The organism is Pseudovibrio sp. Ad5 (genome assembly GCF_001623095.1).
Lineage (GTDB): Bacteria > Pseudomonadota > Alphaproteobacteria > Rhizobiales > Stappiaceae > Pseudovibrio.
Map to the genome: position 1 here is coordinate 406,038 of NZ_LMCH01000066.1, position 19,610 is coordinate 425,647.

General features: G+C 50.8%; 15 protein-coding genes and 1 tRNA gene. 10 read left to right on the forward strand and 6 right to left on the reverse strand.

The window, feature by feature from the left end:
• The first annotated feature begins 15 nt into the window (after nt 1–15).
• The 4 genes from PsAD5_RS26990 (at nt 16) to PsAD5_RS27005 (ending at nt 3,393) form a co-directional block, all read left to right on the forward strand.
• A complete protein-coding gene (locus PsAD5_RS26990; protein WP_063294323.1) occupies nt 16–1,305 on the forward strand; it encodes an ABC transporter substrate-binding protein in 1,290 nt (429 codons plus the stop codon).
• A gap of 77 nt (nt 1,306–1,382) precedes the next feature.
• Complete coding sequence (locus PsAD5_RS26995; protein ID WP_063294324.1) at nt 1,383–2,261, forward strand: carbohydrate ABC transporter permease; 879 nt, start codon at nt 1,383–1,385, stop codon at nt 2,259–2,261.
• Complete coding sequence (locus tag PsAD5_RS27000) at nt 2,258–3,115, forward strand: carbohydrate ABC transporter permease (protein ID WP_063294325.1); 858 nt, start codon at nt 2,258–2,260, stop codon at nt 3,113–3,115. Before PsAD5_RS26995 ends, PsAD5_RS27000 begins: the two co-directional genes overlap by 4 nt.
• 83 nt (nt 3,116–3,198) lie before the next feature.
• Complete coding sequence (locus PsAD5_RS27005; protein ID WP_063286325.1) at nt 3,199–3,393, forward strand: hypothetical protein; 195 nt, start codon at nt 3,199–3,201, stop codon at nt 3,391–3,393.
• 39 nt (nt 3,394–3,432) lie between these two features.
• Here PsAD5_RS27005 and PsAD5_RS27010 read toward each other — a convergent pair whose 3' ends face one another.
• Entirely contained in the window at nt 3,433–3,831 is a 399-nt protein-coding gene (locus tag PsAD5_RS27010) for a hypothetical protein (RefSeq protein ID WP_063286324.1), read from the reverse strand.
• Between the two features lie 25 nt (nt 3,832–3,856).
• Complete coding sequence (locus PsAD5_RS27015) at nt 3,857–5,707, reverse strand: glycerophosphodiester phosphodiesterase (protein WP_063294326.1); 1,851 nt, start codon at nt 5,705–5,707, stop codon at nt 3,857–3,859.
• A 435-nt stretch (nt 5,708–6,142) separates the two neighbouring features.
• Between PsAD5_RS27015 and PsAD5_RS27020 the strand changes: the two genes are divergently transcribed.
• The 5 genes from PsAD5_RS27020 (at nt 6,143) to PsAD5_RS27040 (ending at nt 11,525) form a co-directional block, all read left to right on the forward strand.
• Entirely contained in the window at nt 6,143–7,411 is a 1,269-nt protein-coding gene (locus tag PsAD5_RS27020) for an imelysin family protein (RefSeq protein ID WP_063294327.1), read from the forward strand.
• Between the two features lie 129 nt (nt 7,412–7,540).
• Complete coding sequence (locus tag PsAD5_RS27025; RefSeq protein ID WP_084406057.1) at nt 7,541–9,085, forward strand: di-heme oxidoreductase family protein; 1,545 nt, start codon at nt 7,541–7,543, stop codon at nt 9,083–9,085.
• Nucleotides 9,085–10,182, forward strand: a complete 1,098-nt coding sequence (locus tag PsAD5_RS27030; RefSeq protein WP_063294328.1) for an imelysin family protein — start codon at nt 9,085–9,087, stop codon at nt 10,180–10,182. Before PsAD5_RS27025 ends, PsAD5_RS27030 begins: the two co-directional genes overlap by 1 nt.
• Nucleotides 10,172–11,335 carry a DUF1513 domain-containing protein gene (locus PsAD5_RS27035; RefSeq protein ID WP_063294403.1) on the forward strand — a complete coding sequence of 388 codons (1,164 nt, stop codon included), beginning with the start codon at nt 10,172–10,174 and terminating at the stop codon, nt 11,333–11,335. Before PsAD5_RS27030 ends, PsAD5_RS27035 begins: the two co-directional genes overlap by 11 nt.
• Before the next feature lie 113 nt (nt 11,336–11,448).
• Nucleotides 11,449–11,525: transfer RNA gene (locus PsAD5_RS27040), tRNA-Arg, on the forward strand.
• A 120-nt stretch (nt 11,526–11,645) separates the two neighbouring features.
• Here PsAD5_RS27040 and PsAD5_RS28910 read toward each other — a convergent pair.
• Together PsAD5_RS28910 and PsAD5_RS28205 are read right to left on the reverse strand one after the other, a co-directional pair.
• Nucleotides 11,646–11,768: an HTH-like domain-containing protein gene (locus PsAD5_RS28910; protein ID WP_446737493.1), complete on the reverse strand. Its 123-nt coding sequence runs from the start codon at nt 11,766–11,768 to the stop codon at nt 11,646–11,648.
• Nucleotides 11,769–11,773: 5 nt separating this feature from the next.
• Nucleotides 11,774–11,977 carry a hypothetical protein gene (locus PsAD5_RS28205; protein ID WP_206599608.1) on the reverse strand — a complete coding sequence of 68 codons (204 nt, stop codon included), beginning with the start codon at nt 11,975–11,977 and terminating at the stop codon, nt 11,774–11,776.
• 288 nt (nt 11,978–12,265) lie between these two features.
• Between PsAD5_RS28205 and PsAD5_RS27050 the strand changes: the two genes are divergently transcribed.
• Nucleotides 12,266–18,211 (forward strand): DUF3320 domain-containing protein, encoded by a 5,946-nt coding sequence (locus tag PsAD5_RS27050; RefSeq protein ID WP_063294330.1) that lies wholly within the window; start codon nt 12,266–12,268, stop codon nt 18,209–18,211.
• A 57-nt stretch (nt 18,212–18,268) separates the two neighbouring features.
• On the opposite strand, the gene PsAD5_RS27055 is transcribed toward PsAD5_RS27050, so the two are convergent.
• Together PsAD5_RS27055 and PsAD5_RS27060 are read right to left on the reverse strand one after the other, a co-directional pair.
• Entirely contained in the window at nt 18,269–18,691 is a 423-nt protein-coding gene (locus PsAD5_RS27055; RefSeq protein ID WP_342585884.1) for a terminase small subunit-like protein, read from the reverse strand.
• Nucleotides 18,692–18,714: 23 nt separating this feature from the next.
• The gene (locus PsAD5_RS27060) at nt 18,715–19,584 is read right to left on the reverse strand and encodes an N-formylglutamate amidohydrolase (protein ID WP_208988857.1); all 870 of its coding nucleotides are present in this window, start codon (nt 19,582–19,584) and stop codon (nt 18,715–18,717) included.
• Nucleotides 19,585–19,610: the final 26 nt, after the last annotated feature.

The window sequence follows — 19,610 nt, forward strand, 5'->3', positions numbered from 1 at the left end:
TGAGGATATAAACCTATGAAATCCATTTTCAAGTCTTTAGGTCTGGCAGCTTCTGTTGCTGCTCTATCCCTTGGTACTGCGATCAGCGCTCATGCGGTTGATCTGCAATTCTATTTTCCTGTGGCTGTTGGCGGTACAGCCGCGACAACAATTGAAGAACTGACAGCAGAATATGCAGCGGCTCATCCTAACGTGAATATCGATGCTGTTTATGCCGGTTCTTATCAGGATACTGTTTCCAAAGCTCTGACCGCAGCGCGTGGCGGCAACCCTCCGCAGCTCTCTGTAATTCTGTCAGTCGACATGTTCACTCTGATCGATGAAGACGTGATTATTGCGTTTGATGATGTGGCAAACTCTGACGAAGACAAGACGTGGTTGAATAGCTTCTATCCTGCCTTCATGGAAAACTCCCAAACTGGTGGGAAGACTTACGGTATTCCGTTCCAGCGCTCGACACCAGTTCTCTACTGGAACAAGGAAGCCTTTAAAGCGGCAGGTCTGGATCCTGAAAAAGCACCTGCAACATGGGAAGAAATGGTTTCCATGGGCCAGAAGCTGATCAAGAAAGACACTTCCGGCAACGTCACCCAGTGGGGCGTGCGCATTCCTTCCTCTGGTTTCCCATACTGGCTGTTCCAGGGCCTGACCACCGAGAATGACGCTATTCTGGCGAACGCTGAAGGGAACAAGACCAACTTTGACGATCCAAAGGTTGTTGAAGCTCTGCAGTACCTTGTCGACCTTTCTGGCAAGCATGGTGTGATGGCTCCAGGCATCATCGAATGGGGTGCTACTCCAAAGGCCTTCTTTGAAGGCAATACCGCTATGATGTGGACCTCCACTGGTAACCTGACCAACGTGCGCAACAACGCTCCGTTCGATTTCGGCGTTGCTATGTTGCCAGCCAACAAGCGTCGCGGCGCACCGACCGGTGGTGGTAACTTCTACATCTTCAAAGATTCCAGCGATGAGCAGAAAAAGGCATCTGTAGACTTCGTGAAGTGGATCACTGCTCCGAAACAGGCTGCGAAGTGGTCTATGGCGACTGGCTACGTTGCGCCGTCTCCAGCTGCTTGGGAGACTGACGAGATGAAGGCTTATGCAGCTGACTTCCCGCCAGCACTCGTTGCTCGTGAGCAGCTGAAGCACGCCGTTGCAGAACTCTCCACGTACCAGAACCAGCGCGTGACCCGTGTCTTCAACGACGCCCTGCATGCTGCAATCACCGGCAAGAAAACACCGGAAGAAGCTCTTAAAAGTGCCCAGGCAGAAGCGGATCGCATTCTTTCTGAGTACCGCTAAGCCACATTGATTTCATATGACCCAGCGAGGCGCAGCCGTTCTGTGCCTCGCTCCAGCATTTTCCAAGAGGTTGCCCGATGACCAGACGTATGCAGTGGATTTATGCGTGGCTGTTGCTCACTCCAGCAATGGTGATGTTGTTCGCGTTTACCCACTTCCCGGCCATCACCACTATCATCAATAGCTTCTTCTCCACTCCGCGTGGGCGCAGGCCGACCAAGTTTGTTGGACTACAGAACTATGAGGAGTTGATGGCGGACCCAACCTTCTGGAAAGTGCTGGTCAATAACCTTTGGTATGCGATGGCAACCATTCCAGCTTCTATCGGCATCTCTCTGCTGATGGCCATCTGGGTGAATGACAAGCTTAAGGGACGTAGTCTTGTGCGCATGTCGTTCTTTGCACCGACTGTGTTGCCTTTGATCGCGGTCGCAAATATCTGGCTGTTCTTTTATACGCCGGGCTTTGGGTTGATCGATCAGATCCGCATGGGTGTCTTCGGGCTTCCCGAGAACTCATGGCTGGGCCAGCAGGAAACAGTGCTGATTTGCATGATGGTTGTGACTATCTGGAAAGAAGCCGGGTTCTTCATGATCTTCTATCTGGCAGCACTACAGGCCATTCCACCCTCCTACAAAGAAGCTGCTGATATTGAAGGGGCGAGTCGTTGGACCTTCTTCTGGAAAATCACATGGCCTTTGCTTATGCCAACAACTTTGTTCGTATCTATCAACGCTGTTATCAATTCTTTCCGTCTGGTGGATCACATCTTCACCATGACAGGCGGAGGGCCAGATAACGCATCGTCTTTGCTGCTCTTTTATATTTACGAGGTCGCCTTCAAGTACTGGCAAACCTCTTATGCCGCCACGCTGACTGTCGTGATGCTGGCGCTTCTTTCGATCATTGCGATCGGCCAATTCTTCTTCATGGATCGTCGGGTGCACTACAGATGAGCGACTTATCTCTTTCCAACACTGTTGAAGCAACACGTCCACGCCAGTTCGATTTTGACCGTGCTCTCAACACGTTCGGAGCATGGACACTGGCGATCTTATGGGCCCTGCCTCTGCTCTATGCGATCTGGACTGCATTCCATCCAGCAGCTTATGAAGCCAACTTCGAGTTGTTTGCACCGCTCACTTTGGAGAACTTCACTAAAGCCTGGTCAGCAGCTCCATTTGCTCAGTACTTCCTGAACACGACCATGCTGGTGACGATCATTTTGATAGCGCAGTTTGTTTTGGGCACTCTGGCAGCTTATGCCTTTGCACGCTTTGAGTTTCCCGGCTCAAATATCCTATTCACTCTGGTGCTTTTACAGCTGCTTGTGATGCCGGATATCCTGATTGTCGAGAATTACAAGATGATCCGAAACCTTGGCCTGATAGACACCATCGTAGCAATTGGCTTGCCCTATATGGCATCTGGGTTCGGAATCTTTCTTCTGCGACAGACATTTAAGACTATTCCGCGAGAGTTAGATGAAGCCGCACGCGTTGAGGGCGCCGGACCTTTAATAGTGCTCTGGAAGGTTTACGTGCCGCTGGCAATTCCGACCTACCTCGCTTACGGGCTTGTTTCAGTCAGCCACCACTGGAACAATTTCCTCTGGCCTCTGATTATCACCAACTCGGTAGAGACGCGTCCCGTCACTGTTGGACTTTCTATCTTTGCTGCGGTTGATGGAGGTGTGGAGTGGAGCGTTATCAACGCAGCAACGCTCATGACATCAGGTCCGCTGTTGATCGCTTTCCTGCTGTTTCAGAGACAATTTGTGCAGAGCTTCATGCGCGCAGGGATTAAGTAGGGAAATCGTAATTCTTACCCCTCAAATTTAAGTGAAATAGGTGACCTTTAAGGAGGTTCACGACAGTTTTTTGAGGGGAATGAATGAAACTTACCGCGATAACAGCCAGTATCTTTACAGTATTACTCGGAATTTCTGGGTGTGCCGTGGTTTCAGTCGGGGGAGCTGCGGTCTCTGTTGCTACAACTGCAGTAACAACAACTGCAAAGGTTGGAACAAGTGTCGTAGGAGGAGCGGTGGATCTTGCTATTCCGGACGATAACGAAGATGATGAGTAATAGGCCTGTTACTTCAGGTAGATAGCGTAGTATTTCAGATTAATCTACGCTAACGGTATCAGTACTCGCCAAAACCACTTCTATTGCGCGATGTAACTCGGACATTTGATCTTCATCGAGAACTTCAACGAGCTCACTGCGCGTTTCGACATCCAGTTGCTCAAGTGAAAACTTGTCAGCAGGAAGCTCCACGAGAGGTTCTGCACTGGCAGAAATCGGCAGAATTGGGCTATCCAGGCGCTCTGCTTTGACACGAGCATCTTCCAAAATGACATGCACGAGGCCACGGCGGTCGTCAGGGAGGTTAACCTCGGCAACAATCGCATTGACAGTGTCGCGGTCTCCCAGCAGCAATACTGGCGGCTTGGAAGTCGCAGAATTGGTCATCGAGAGGGCAGTCAGCAACGCGCCCATAAACACTACTAGAAGATACGGCATATACTAGATTCTTACGGTCTAAGTGTCAGTTCAAGCTCAGATTATACAGGACAGAAGTATGAAGTAATAACCGCTCGAACTGGTTCATTTCTTTATATTCTTCCAAGGTGTTACGCGCCAGTGCAGGATCATCCGTGATAATTCCATCTACGCCCATGGAGATGTAGCGCAACATGGTAGACGGATTGTTAACCGTCCAGACGAAAACCTGCTTACCGGTCTCTTGTGTTCTTCTAATGAAGTTCAAAGAGGCGGAGGCGGAGGAGACGGCTACGAAGTTTCCTTTGAGTTCGGAGAAATTACCGATAGATGTGGCGGTAAGAAGGCCGATGTTCCAATTTGGTTCTAATTTTCGCATTCTTGTGAGGGCTGATCGCTCTAACGACATGATTGCTATGTCGTTTTCCATGTTAGCCTGCGTGATGATGCGTGCGACCTCATTTTCGAGGTGTTCGTTGCGGCTGCGGGGATAATATTTGAGCTCGATGAGGAGAACTGCCTTCCCCCTCACAATCTCAAGCGCCTCGCGAAGCGTTGGGACGCGTTCACCCTGAAACTCCATCCCAAACCATCCGCCCACATCGAGAGCCTGGATTTCCTCCAGTGTCAGGTCCCAGACATTGGCTGGCTTGCTGATGAGGCGCATGAAGTCGCTGTCGTGGGCGATGACCACGGAGCCGTCTGCGGCTTCCTGAACATCGACTTCAATCCAGTCGGCTTTGTCCTCAATTGCTCGCTCCAGTGCTGCTATGGTGTTTTCCGGCGCATGCGCGGAGGCCCCGCGGTGGGCGATGATCAGGACATCTTTTTGCGGCAGATCGGCTGAGACCCAATACGTCCCTGTCAGCACCACGATGGTTCCGACCACTCCAATGAGAGCGGCAAGGCGCATAGGTGTCAGTGGGTTGGCCCACTTACTCTCCAGCTTTGGCGTATGCGGCACCTCAGAGAACGTGTGCCCCTTTCCATCGGCAACGAACAAAGCTGCCTTGAAAAGCAACGCCATAGTGCCAGACATCACGCCACTGATCAGTGTATTGCCGACCAACAGAAGCACGACGAGACTGCCCAGGATCGCTGCCAATGTCTCGGGGGAGCTCTCCCCAAACGAAATGGCGTAGGAGCCGATCAGTTCCAGCGAGATCAGGAAGAACGCATGGATGAGGATGTCCAGAAGTAACCACAGCGAGACGGCACCTGCAAAGACAGGACGGAGGCCACGCGAGAGGAACCGGGCCCGCGAATAGGCGGAGCCAACAGGATGATCTCTCAGCACCACGAGCGGCAACGACAGTCCCCAGACGAGGATCGCGTAGAGTGGCATAACGATAACCAGTGCCACCCCAATTCCGATGAAGAAGGCAGCCATCCAGAACTCAACAGGTTGAAACTGGAGATAGTAGCTGAAGTCATGCTCTTGCAAAAAGATCAGTATACTCAGTGCGATAATGACAAGACCCGGGATCATTGCCATCACTAAGCGTTGTGTCAGCCGCCATGTAAACATACCAAGGCGGGGGAACATGCTGAGCGTCGAAAACAGGGCATTACGTGCAGCAGGGAACGCGCTTTCCTGCCTGTCCAGCACCGCGAGCAGAGCGACCTGCTCAAGCAGTGCCATGGCGATGAAGACGACGACAAAGAAGAACGCACCGAGCAGCCCAATCGGCGACAGAAAGAAAGACGCGATCTCATAATCGGCCAGCACTGCATTGCCGGAAAGGCCAATAACGAAGTTGCCGATACCAGCAACAATAGGTGTGATTGCAACTGCACCGAGAAAAACAAAGGCATAGTGAACCAGCAGCAAGCGAAATGCGTTTGCTTTCCAGCCACGAAGTATCAATTGAGCAAGCGTGTTTAATCGAGCTGCCATACCCTGTTCTTATCGTTGTTGGTGCAGACAGACTGGCTGATTGATGCCAATTAAATGCAATGTACCTGAAGAAGGTTCCGTAAGAGCGCATAGGTGCTGCGAAGTCAAGATATGCCAAACAAACGGTAACAGTTGAGCGGGGGATTCGCGTATTTTCCCAATATTATCCCATTTATTTATGCGAATGATTTGCAACTGCAAAAGTGCGGAAAAGCTTTTAATGACAATAAGTTGCAACTGAAACTCATATTTAGAAATACTCTAAACTACTGAAAGTGCACGTTTTTAAACTTGACAACAATAGTCAGGAATATGAAATAGCCGCAGTTTTCTCACGCTTTAGGGCGTGACAACATTTGGCAAACTGAATTCGTGCAGCCCGGATTTTCCGCTCGCAGCGCGAGGCGAATTCACTGCACATTTAAGGGGATTACAATGAGCTTTATCCGTGGCGCTTTGCTCGGCACTGTAGCACTCGGCAGCCTTTCTACTGTTGCTGTCGCTGCAACTCCTTCTGACGTTCTTGCAACCTACGGCGACATCGCCCAGGCAGCGTTTGAAGACTCTCTGACAACTGCGAAGACCCTTCAGGGTGCAGTGGACGCGCTTGTCGCAGAGCCAACTGAAGACAACCTGAAGGCCGCACGCCGCGCATGGATTGCAGCTCGTAACCCATACCAGCAGACAGAAGTTTACCGCTTTGGTAATGCGATCGTTGATGACTGGGAAGGCAAGGTCAACGCCTGGCCGCTTGACGAGGGTCTGATCGACTACGTTGATGGTGCTTACGGCAATGAGTCCGAAGAGAACCCATTTTACGCAGCGAACATCATTGCAAACACTAAATTGACTGTCGCTGGCGAAGAAATTGACGCCACTGAAATCACCCCTGCGCTGCTTGCTGAACAGCTTCAGGAAGCTGGTGAAGTGGAAGCAAACGTTGCGACCGGTTACCACGCAATTGAATTTCTGCTGTGGGGACAAGATTTGAACGGAACGGGGAAAGGTGCTGGCAACCGTCCTGCTTCTGACTTCGACACTGCAAATTGCACCGGCGGCAACTGCGAGCGCCGTGCAGACTACCTTCAGGCTGCAACAAAGCTGCTTATCACCGATCTGGAAGAGATGGTCGCAGCATGGAAAGCCGACGGCGCAGCACGTAAAGAGCTGGCTGACAAAGGCGAAGCTGCAGGCATCGCAACCATCCTGACCGGCATGGGTTCCCTGTCTTATGGTGAACTGGCTGGTGAGCGCATGAAGCTCGGCCTGATGCTGAACGATCCTGAAGAAGAGCATGACTGCTTCTCTGACAACACCCATATGTCCCACTACAACGACGTGGTTGGCATCAACAACGTATTCCAGGGTAAATACACCCGCGTTGATGGTTCTGTTGTTGAAGGCGCTTCCCTTAAGGACTTGCTTGCGAAGGCAGATTCCGCTGTTTCAACTGAGCTGGAAGGCAAGCTGAATGCTTCCCTCGGCACCTTTACAGCCATGAAAACCCGCGCTGAAACCACTGAATCCTACGACCAGATGATTGGTGAAGGAAACACAGAGGGTAACGCAGTGGTACAGGCTGCTATCGATAGCCTGGTTGACCAGACATCTTCCATTCAGCGTGCTGTTCAGGTGCTGAAGCTGGAAAATATTGCATTCGAAGGCTCCGACAGCCTCGACAACCCTTCTGCAGTATTCGAATAAGATATCCAGTCCCGCACGAGACACCTCGTGCGGGACTTATCCCCCTCGCCTTTTGTTTGCGTTGTTATGTGCGTTCATTTGCGTGTTTTAGCGTTTTTGCGAAGGCCTATGTAAATACAGGCACCCGTTATGCCAGGAATGGTTCCAGCCACACTTCGCCGTCGTGCAGGAGTGATAGCCACTACCGCCGCTTTTACCAGCTTCCTCATTCCCGCCGCTTCTGCTGTTGATCTGAACCAGCGTACCGATCTCAGTGACGGGGATAAAGCGAAAGTCAGCCGGGTTTTGAAGGCGCCGACTGATTTCTCCAAAGCTGAAAATTTTGAGTTGATGCAAGCGGGGAAAACAACGACCCGGAAGCCTCTCAATCGCGCTGTCTTTACCTACCCAAGTGCCAACCTCCCTTTCGAGCAGCATCAGGACTTCCGTCTGGGTGAGAGCCTGTTCCAGAAATTCTGGGTATCGACCCCGAGTTCTACGCGCGCCTCCGACGGTCTTGGTCCGTTGTTTAATGCCCGCGCCTGCGAAAGCTGTCACCCGAAAGCAGGGCGTGGTCGCCCACCGGTTGATGACGAACGCCCAGTTTCCATCTTCATGCGCCTCTCAGTTGCCCCTTCCACACCGGAAGAGCGGGCTCTGATTGAGAGCGGTGAAGTCCCTCTCCTTCCCGAGCCGACCTATGGTGGCCAGTTGCAGAACTTTGGCGTGCCAGGTGTTCCGGGTGAAGGTGAGATGAAGATCACTTATGAAGAGATCAAGATTGATCTTTCTGAAGGTGAGACTGCCTCTTTACGCAAGCCAACCTACACCATTGAAAATCTGGCTTACGGACCGATGTCTGAGCATGCGTTGATTTCGGCTCGTGTTGCGCCGCCAATGATTGGCCTTGGCCTGCTGGAAGCGATTGCAGAAACCGACATCACCTCGCAGGCAGACCCGGATGACGCTGACAGTGATGGCATTTCTGGCCGTGTGAGTTGGGTAAATCCCGCTGATCCAGAGGTAAAGCAAATTGGCCGCTTTGGCTGGAAAGCCCTGAACGCGACCGTGCAATCTCAATCTGCGGGTGCATTTGCGGGCGATATCGGTATTTCCACACCGTATGACCTGCGCAATTATGGCGACTGCACCGAAGCCCAGACAACGTGCTTTGAGCAGGCGCATGGTGAGCAGGCACATCTTGGTGTTTCAGAGGCTCCAGACCCGGTTCTGGACCTTGTGGTGTTCTATTCTCAAAACCTTGCTGTGCCAGCGCGCCGCAATGCAAATGATGTCCAAGTGCTTGCTGGGAAAAAGGTATTTTACGAGACAGGCTGTGCAAGCTGTCACACGCCTAAATATGTCACCAGCCGCACAGCTGAAAATGCAGAGCATCAGTTCCAACTGATCTGGCCTTATACAGACCTGCTGTTGCACGATATGGGTGAAGGCTTGTCTGATGGTCGCCCGACAGGTTCTGCCAGCGGAAATGAATGGAAAACACCGCCGCTTTGGGGTATTGGACTGACAGAAACTGTCAATAATCACAGGTTCTTCCTGCACGATGGACGTGCGCGTGGCCTGCTGGAAGCTGTGCTGTGGCACGGCGGTGAAGCAGAAGCTGCCAAAACCCGTGTAGTTGAAATGCCTGCTAAGGATCGAGCTAATCTGATCCGGTTCCTGGAGTCTCTTTGATGCAGTTTAAGCTTGCTGTCACTCTCAGCCTGGCCTTTGCCTCGGCAACTATTGTCTCTACGCCCTCTTTTGCGGCAGATACCACTGACTATGCTCAGTTCCCGCGCTCCAGCGTAGAGCAGTATATTCGCCCGGCGACCAAACAGCTTGTCAGCGCGCTAAGCGACCTTGAGAAACGGACTGGTGATTTGTGCATCAATTCCACGACAGAAAGCACCACTGCCTTTAACGAGGCTTTCAGCAAATCCGTTGCCGCACTCGCTGGCGTTGACTTTTTACGCTATGGGCCAATGGCGCAGGACAACCTTGCTCAGCGCCTTGCCTTTTTGCCAGACAGCCGCGGTGTGGTGCGTCGCCAGATTAACAAAGTGGTTGCCAAGCAGGATCCCACGGTTCGTGATCCTGCCTCTCTTTCTGTCAAAAGCGTTGCCTTGCAGGGGCTGACTGCTCTTGAGCGCATCTCTTATGCCAGTGATGGCAGTTTGACGCTTGGCTCAGGCAAGGACGCTGTTTACCTTTGCGATTATGCCGAGAGCATCAGCATCAATCTGGTTGGTGCCGGATTGGAACTTGAAGCCGAATGGGCTGATCCTGAGGGCTTTTCAAAAGTTCTTCTGGAGCCAACCAAAGGCGGCGGTGTGGTGCACACCCACAAAGAAGCTGCGGAGATGGTGTTCAATGCCATCACCACGGGGCTGATTGTCAACAAAGACCAGTATCTGCTTGTTGTGCTTGGCAAGACCGAGAAAAAGGCCAACCCAAAGAAGGCTCCGTTTGCCCGCAGTGGCAATGCTGTCACTTACCTTTCAGCTAGCCTTGCTGGTTTACAGGGTGCTTTGAATGCGGGCGGCTACGCAAAGGTGCTGGAAGACGAGCAGGACTGGGTGGAAAGCTCACTGAACTTTGAGTTCTCCAATGCACAGCGTGTGCTTGCTAACTTACCAACGCCACTTCAGGACACAGGCAAAGAGCCAGAGGTGCGTGAGCAGCTGCGTTATCTCATCACCATTATCGATGGCATCAAAGTTGTAATGGCAGAAGACCTTGCTGGCTATGTTGGCCTCGCAGGAGGCTTTAATGCGCTTGATGGCGACTAAGCCCCTTGCTCTCAGCAGACGGCAGTTTTTAACCGGCCTTGCTGCCTCTGGTGTTGCTTTAAGCGCGGGCAATTCTCTGGCTTTTGCGAATGGCCTGCCTTTTGCTGAGGCGGAAGACTTGCAGCTGTTTGCCAGTGCTTTGCGTACGCCAACAGGCGGTTACGCTGTTGCTGTGTTTAGCGAAGATGGCGAAATCCTGTACCAGACCCCGTTGCCGGATCGCGGGCATGCCATTTCCTTTGATCGCAACAGTATGCGCCTGCTTTCGTTTGCGCGGCGTCCCGAGACATTTGCGGTGCTTGCAGACCTGACGGGTGTGCGAGAGCCGGTTGTTTTTACATCTCCAGAAGATCGCCACTTCTATGGGCACGGAGTATTCTCCCCCGATGGCCGTTTGGCTTATGCGCCTGAAAATGACTTTGTAAACGTGCGCGGTGTGATCGGCGTTTATGATGTGTCCGGTGACCAGCCAATGCGGATCGGCGAGTTCGAGAGCTACGGTGTTGGGCCGCATGATCTGCTAATGTCTCCCGATGGCTCGCAGCTTGTTGTCGCCAATGGTGGGATTGAAACCCATCCTGGCATGGGGCGTGAGAAGCTGAACCTGGACAGTATGAAGCCGAATGTGGCTTTCATTGACACTGCAACGGGTGATCTGCTTGCCAAGCAGGCCCTGGGTTCTGACTTGCACCAGCTTTCCCTGCGCCACATGAGCTTTGACGGCAATGGCGATGTGTGGGTTGGCGGACAGTTTCAGGGTGCGACAGATGCAACGCCTCCACTGATGGTGCATCTGGGGCTTGATAAGGCCGCCACTGCGCTGGAGATGCCTCTGGAGCTTACAAAGGGTCTGCAGAACTATGTTGGCAGCGTAGAGATGAACCGCTCCGGCGACGTGATTGCAGCCTCCTGCCCGCGTGGTGGCAAAATCCTGTACTGGAATGTGGCGCAGCGGTCTTTCATCGGGTTCCACCAGGTTGCAGATGGCTGCGGTGTGGCTCCGCTGGACGAGACCAGTTTTGCGATTACCGACGGAAACGGCGCCATCAGCTTTGGCGGAACCGAGGATGGTGTGGCTCAGATTATCAGCCAGAACGCTGGCGTCAGCTGGGATAACCACCTGACACCACTGGGTATCTTGCGGGAGGGGTAAGCTCTCCCCGCGCCTTTCCACATTTTCGAGGGTTGTTGTAATTGGCGCATTGCAGCGCGGCCTAGGATCGGGTAAAGACTACAACACCTCAAGGGCACCTACGCCCGACACAGGCACCCGTAGCTCAGTTGGATAGAGCGCTGCCCTCCGAAGGCAGAGGCCATAGGTTCGAATCCTATCGGGTGCACCATATTTTTCAATGAGTTAGATAGATTTTTGCGGTTGTGGATTTCAGCAAAGGAACCACATAGTAACCACGAACAGGCAGTTCATGTGATTTGGTAACTCACCAAATAGGATCAATCGTCCTCTAAATTTTTGGCAGGTTGAGACCAGCCTCCTTCAGGCGGTTTACGATATTCTTCATCTTGTTGAACTCAGTTCCAAAAGACTTTTTTATGCCCACGCTATGAGCAAACTCCTTACCCGTCACATGTTCTAGCTCTTCAGCATATTAAGTGACTGAAGATGTATCTCCGCAGCTCTGCCTCCTTCAGGAGCCGCATCAATGGCTTGCCGGACTGCATTAAAGATCTTGGATTTATCAGCCATATCTAATGCCTCAACATTCCATTGATGAAAACGAATAGGACACTCTGAAAGAATGATAAATTTCATTCTCAGAGCATCATAACGTTTCATTTTGCAACTAACTGCAAAATACTCATCCGAATTAAAGCGTAGGTTTCCCTACGATGAACCGTTTCAATAAAGCAGAGGCTTGTCGGCGCCTCAAATCACAAAATTTGCGTATTTATACTCTGGTCTGGACGGTAACAATTAAATCGAAGCTGAGTGGAATTCACTTATATTCAGAATTCATATGTCCCTTGTCCTGAGAGGCTTCTCAGGATGTTGTAGTGCGCGTCTAATATGTTAATGGAAAGTTAAATCTTGAATTAAAGTCATTTCGTTTATTAGGGGGCAAACATGCTGGAGATCACTCAAGAGGCACGCGCTGAAGAGACAGATTGCGGCGTTTCATTCCAAGTGACAATCTCCAGCGTCGTGAATTATGCGAGTTGGCAGAACTCGGTTCCCCTCCTCTCCATGGTTGAACTGCATAACTCAGCAGAACACGCTCAGAACAATCTTACGCTAGAGCTAAGCTTCACTCCGTCATTCGCAAAGGCCAAGAGCTGGAAGATTGATCGCTTACCTGCAGACGAGACACTCAGCCTTTCAAATCTTGAGGTGACTTTAGACCCAGATTACCTGCGAGGACTGGATGAGGCGGAAAAAGGTGTCGCAGTTTTCCATCTGCGCAATGCTGAAGGGGAACTTGTCGCCGAGCACAGAAAAGAATTGCGGTTATTAGCTCGCGACGAATGGGGCGGCTTTGCAGGCATGGCAAGCATTGCAGCTGCGTTTGTCATGCCAAACGATCCTGCTATCGCTCAGGTTCAGCGAGATGCCGGGGAAGTTCTCGTAAAATATGGATACTCGCCCGCCCTGGACGGATACCAAAGTAAGGATCCCAAGAGAGTTTACATGCTTGGTGCAGCGCTCTGGTCTGCTGTGGCTGGAATGGGCTTAATGTATGCAGAGCCACCCAAGAGTTTTGAAGTTCACGGTCAGAAAGTTCGGCGTCCTTCTACTATTCGAGAACAGGGGCTTGCCACTTGCTTCGACAGCACACTCTTCTTTGCATCTGCCCTAGAAGCCATTGGCTTAAATCCTGTCGTTCTCATCATCGAGGGGCATAGTTATTGCGGTTTCTGGCTGAGAGAGACAACACTTCCGTCCCTTATTGAACAAGATCCGACTGAGATCAGAAAAGCGCTTGCTGCACGCGAACTTATTGTGTTCGAAACAACAGGTATTACCCGCCGTCCGGCAGACCAGTTTGATAAAGCGATTGCGATTGCTAAAAGTTACACGAACGAAGAAAACGAAGCGGGTTTTATTGGCGCGATTGATATAGCACGCGCCAGAGCTTCTCAAATTCGTCCTATGGCGTCACACCAAGCTGCATCTTCAGAAAACCATGCTGAAGCGCCGGAGTTTGAGGCGACTACTCTACCTCTGCCTAAAGCACCTAGCTTTGATGCGCTCCCTACGGATGAAGCTAAAGAATCTCCACGTACTCCAAAGGATCGAATCGCACGCTGGCAGAATAAACTGCTTGATCTGTCGTTGAGAAACCGGCTTTTGAATTTTAAGTCCACCAAACAAACAGTTCCATTTTTATGCACGGACGTTCCGCTTCTGGAGGATCGCCTCGCTGAGCGGAAGAAAATTCGGGTTATTTCGCTGCCAGAAGAGAATCCTCATGGGGAGCGCGATGAAGATCTGCATCTCAAAAAGACCGGGCAAGATCTGGATGAAGAGTTTGCAGCTCAAGCAATTGCAAGAAACGAGCTTCCTTCCACTTTAGAGAAACGAGAGCTGGATAAGCGCCTGACAGAGCTTTTCAGGCGCGCAAAGAACGATCTGAACGAGGGCGGCTCCAACACCTTGTTCCTTGCAGTCGGCTTCCTGCGTTGGAAGAAGTCAGCTGATGACGAAAAGGCCTACAAAGCTCCGCTGCTGCTTATCCCAGTGAAGCTCACACGTAAGAGCGCTGCATCTCGCTTCAATTTGGAGCACCATGAAGACGAAGTCCGTTTTAACGCAACTCTGATGGAGTTTCTCAAGAAGGATTACAATCTTTCTCTTCCACCATTCGACGCAAAACTGCCAACTGATGAGAGTGGCATTGACGTTCCTTACGTATTTGAGATGGTTCGAAAAGCGGTACGTGACGTGCCGGGCTTTGAAGTTGTTGATGAGACGGCCCTCTCAACCTTCTCTTTTGCCAAGTTCCTTATGTGGAAGGACCTCGTTGAGCGTACTGATGATCTGCGTAAGAACCGGGTCGTAAGGCACTTAATTGATAACCCAGACAAGGCATTTGAACCGGGTGTTTCAACGGCTTTTCCATCTGAGCGCGATATCGATGTAAAATACGATCCGAAAGACATCATCACCCCGCTCCCTGCGGACTCATCTCAACTAAGCGCTGTCATGGCTGCGGTGGAAGGTCAGGATTTCATCCTTGTCGGCCCTCCCGGTACTGGCAAAAGCCAAACCATCACAAACATGATCGCTCAATGCTTGGCTAACAACAAAAGTGTTTTGTTTGTCGCTGAAAAGACTGCTGCACTAGACGTTGTTTATCGTCGCTTACGAGAACATGGGTTAGGCGAGTTCTGCTTAGAGCTGCATTCAAACAAAGCTGAACGAAAGCAGTTTTTGGAGCAACTTAAGACTTCGTGGGAGCAAGGTTCAAAGCCAGATACAGGCGAATGGGTGCGCATCAACGAGCAGCTCAAAGTTCGCCGAGATCACCTCAACGATTATATTACTGCCCTTCACACGCCTTCAGCATGTGGACTTACTGTATTTGATGCTCTGGGGTTGGCTGTAAAACATGCCAATGAATACATCCCAAAACTCACATGGGATAACGACAGAAGCATTGGGAAGGAAACGCTTGCACAGCTTCAGGACACTGTAAGCAACATCGCCAGTGTGCACCGTGAAGTACAGCCAATCCCCGCTCTCAACCTCGTGAAGCACCAAGATTGGTCTGTACGCTGGGAGCATGACCTCATAAACGTGGTTGGTGATGTATCTAGGGCGATTCATGAGCTATTAAGTCAGCTTGATGCCTTCAATAAGTACACAGACTTCAAAGCAAGTATTGATCTCACGCTATCCGATATTGAAGATATCTGCTCTCTCGCTGAGTTACTGCTGTCGACACAAGGAACAGAGCTAGGGGTAATCTTCGAAGAGCGCCTCGACGAAATCAAGGAAACGGTACGGAGTCTTGAAGAAGATTTAGTTCTTTTTAAAGCTGCAGGGCAATCACTCAGCGCGTCTTATGACGAAAAAACAATCTTGAGATTACCCATAGATTCTCTCGATCACAGCTGGCGAGAAGCCTGTTCAAAAATGTGGCCATTCTCAGTATTTGCTAAAGGGAAAGTGAAAAAGCTCCTGCAAACTTATGCACGCGCCGGGGAGGCCAACCCTGAAACTGACATTGCATGCCTACGAGAAATGCAAGACGCATTAACCTCGCTAGAAGATCAGGAAGAAACGAAGTTCTTCCCTGATTGGAATGGAACTGGCACCGATCCAAATGAGCTTCTGTCGTACTTCGACCTCGCAGGCAAAATTGATGCGGCCTTCCGACAAATAAATCATCTTAGCAACGCAACGGTCTTCAAAAACGAAAAACTCCGCTCTAGCCTGTCTGAGGGAAGAGCTGATGACCCACTGCGCTTGCAGGCATCAAAGCTGATTGAAGCAGCAAAACTCTTTCGTGCCGAGTTAGGTCGCTTTTGCGATATCACCGGCTCTAACAAAGATCACTTTGAAGGAGCTGGTATCTTGCAAAAACTGCAGGACGATCTCAGCGTCTTAAAAGAAAATGCAAAACAACTTCAAATTTGGACCGAATGGCAGAAAGTCAAAACAACTGCTGAAAATCAAGACCTTACGCCATTTATTGAAGCTGTTGAGAACAAACTCATCCCTCATGAGGACTTAGGGAAACGTTTTGCTGTCGCCTTCGCAAACTGGTGGCTTCCTGAAGCGATTGATAACACTCCTGTTCTTCGCAGCTTCAAGCGCTTCAAGCATGAGGAAATGTTACAGCAATTCCGAAAGCTCGATGATCAAGTGCGGGCTACTGCGGCATACAAAGTACAATCTGCCCTAAACCATAAGCTGCCATCACAGCATGCCGTTCCAAAAAGCTCCGAACTTGGAACGCTTCGCCACCAAATGAACTTGAAGCGGCCAAGCAAGTCTATTCGTGACGTTATTTCGGCAATGCCTGGAACATTTAGTAAGCTGGCTCCCTGCCTTCTTATGTCTCCGCTGTCAATTTCGCAGTATCTTCCTGCGGGCCAATCACAGTTTGATGTGGTGATTTTCGATGAGGCTTCCCAGATCACGACTTGGGATGCTGTTGGAGCAATCGCACGTGGTACGCAAACTATCATTGTGGGTGACCCTAAGCAGCTGCCTCCAACCAACTTCTTTGGCCGCTCAGAACAAGATGATGATGAAGAGCTAGAAGCCTACGAGAAGGATCTGGAAAGCATCCTTGAAGAGGCGAAAGCCTCTGGTTTACCTAACTTACAACTGAATTGGCACTACCGCAGTCGTCACGAGTCTCTCATCGCATTCTCCAACTGGCACTACTACGATAACAGGTTGATTACATTCCCATCACCTGTCGTGGCAGACCGTGCTGTAAAACTCGTTCACACGCCGGATGCAATCTATGACCGAGGCAAGAGCAGAACTAATAAGCTAGAAGCCCAAAACATCGTAAAAGAAGCTGTTAAACGCCTGCGCAAGTGGATTGATCTGCCGGAAGAAGATCGTCCTACACTTGGTGTAATAACCTTCAACCAACAGCAGCAAAGTTTGATTCAGGATTTGTTTGACGCCGAGTTACGCAATCATCCTGAGTTGGAATGGTTCTTTGCTGATGAACGCATTGAACCTGTCATCGTGCGCAACCTTGAAAACGTTCAGGGTGACGAACGCGATGTTATGATGTTCTCGATTACGTTTGCCCCCGACATTGCAGGCAAAATGTCCATGTCGTTTGGTGCAATCAACAAAGATGGCGGTGAACGCAGACTAAACGTTGCAATAACCCGCGCACGCGAAGAACTACTCATTTTCAGTACAGTTACAGCAGATGCTATTGATACATCTCGGACAAAAGCCCTTGGCGTAAAGCATCTTAAGGAGTTTCTGAGCTTTGCTGAAAAAGGCACAATTGCGCTAGCAGCTTCAGACGATGGTTCTGTGGGAGGCTATGATAGCCCATTCGAAGAAGCTGTGTCCGAAGCACTCCAGATGCGAGGCTGGACAATTGTTCCGCAAGTCGGGGTGTCAGGCTTCAGAGTAGATTTAGGCATTGTACACCCAGATAAACCCGGAGCGTTTATTGCTGGCGTAGAATGCGATGGAGCAACATACCATAGTTCAGCAACGGCACGTGATCGCGATAAAGTACGCGAGCAGGTACTGCGCAATCTAGGCTGGGAAATCCTTCGTATTTGGTCTCCTGATTGGTGGTACGACTCTCAACATGTAGCAGACGAGATTCACCACAAACTGCGAGATCTGTTAGTCGATAGCCGCGCCGCAGATAAATTGAAGGCAGAGCGAGCAGCAGAGGCTGAAAAACGCGAAGAAGAGCATCTTGCTGTTGAAACTCAAATTGATGAAGACACCCTAGAGGCATCTCCTGAAGATCCCGAGGAAGCGGTGGAAGCTGATAGGGGTGAACCTGAACAGAGCACTCCCTTACGTGGTAACTCTTCTGCAATGTCAGCAGCGAGTGTTCCATCGCCAACATCAAAGCCGTATGAGTGGACAGACCTCTCTGGCCTTTCACCGAACCCAGACAAGTTCCACGACTCTGATTACGCCCCGACCCTGTCAGAGATGATCAGAAAAATCGTTTCGGATGAAGGGCCAATCAAAGATACTGCATTGGCACAGCGTATTACCAAAGCACATGGTTGGAGTCGGACTGGAGCTGTATTGAGACGCGAAATTGAGAAGCACTTTGCAAACTTCGAACTTCACGAGGAAACAACAGGCACCTTCGTTTGGGAAAAAGATAGCAAAACGCAACTCATTAGCTTCAGGCCTGCAATCAACAAAGATTACAGGCGCTCTGTAACGGATATTCCAATTGCAGAAATCGCCGGTCTCATTGATGAGCAGCCGCACTTGCTTAGCGAAGAGGACCCAGTTAATGCCATCGCCCGAACAATGGGTTATGACCGCGTCGCTGCAGCCATTAGGGCAAGAGTCGCGGAAGCAATTGATTACTTTCGAGCGCACTCTGAGTAACTAAGCACAAGAGATCAAATCAATGGGCGGATCTATTCCTGCCCATTGAAAACCAAACTACGTTTGATTTGATAGCCAATTATGTGCTTGCGCGCTTTTCTGCAAAAGGAATGCAACACGACGCGCAATTTCAAGCTCTGACATCTTCTTTCCATGAATATCGAGCCCGGTTACTTCCGCTTGCAGGGCACCCCCATCCTTTCCAGTGACTTCGCTTTTTATCTTTTGACCATAGCGAGAAGGGCAACGCTTCTCTGCAATCCACTGGCGCGTTTGTATGCGCAAGCGCGAACGTTGAACGTTTTCTGCATTGAAAACCGCTGTGGTTTCACTTCGATTGATGCGCTCCATCCAGTCATTGCGAGCATCATCCGCAATCTCCAACATCTCATCAACAAGGCTGTCAGCAGCAAAACGGCGAGCTGCCTCATAGGCCTGCTTAAATTCTGGATAGCTTTTAAGGCAAATATATCTCCTAATTCCGCTCTACAAAGTTTGTTAAGTCAAACGGGCTGCTGGATTTTTTGTTTTGTGAACTCGGAGAGGCGATTCACGAAGTTTCCCAGGTCTTGTTGGAGATTGTTGAAGTTCGGGTACTTTTCGAGTGTTACTTCGCTCATGTAGAGGCCACGGCTGACTTCGATCTGGAGGGAGTGCCAGCCTTGTTGGGGGCGGCCTGTGTGAATGACCAGTTCTGCGCCTTTGTAGGGATCATTGATCTTCACCTCATAGCCAAGGCTCGTGAGGATCTCCCAAGCGGTGTAGATGTATTCGCGGTCGCAGGTGGTACCATCCCGATCACTGAGGGTGATGTCTGGCCGCTTCTCACCTGCTCCAGTTTCGTGCATGACGGTGGAGACCGCCTGCATGCTGTGGCAATCCAGGTGATAGGCCACACCGAAACGCGCATGGGCTTGTTCCATCAGCCGCGTGAGTGCGTCGTAGTAGGGTGTGTAATAGGCATCTATGCGGTTCTCGATCTCCGCAACGCTCAGTTCACGGTCATAAAGCGGACCGCTGGTGGGTGGGGCTTCTGTCCAGATGAGGCCTTTGCCAAGGTCACTGCGGAAATCTGGTTTTGCAGCTCGTGTCCAGCCTTTGATGGTAGCCGGGTCAATGTTGTCGGCACGTCGATTTGGATCGATATAGATGCGAGGGAAGAGCGCCTCGAGGTAGACGCCACCGGTTTCAGCTGCTTTTTCAAAGAGTTCGTGGACGTATCTGTCTTCTGCGCATTTGTAGCGGCTGGCGGGCACACAGGGGCGGAAGTCCGCGGGGTAGATCTCTCCGGAATGAGGAGAATCCACCACCAGCGGGTTGGTCAGCTCTATGGGTCGATGGATGTTCAGCACGTTTTCGATGGATTGGGGCAATGTGTTTCTCTCAAATGTTTTTGGTT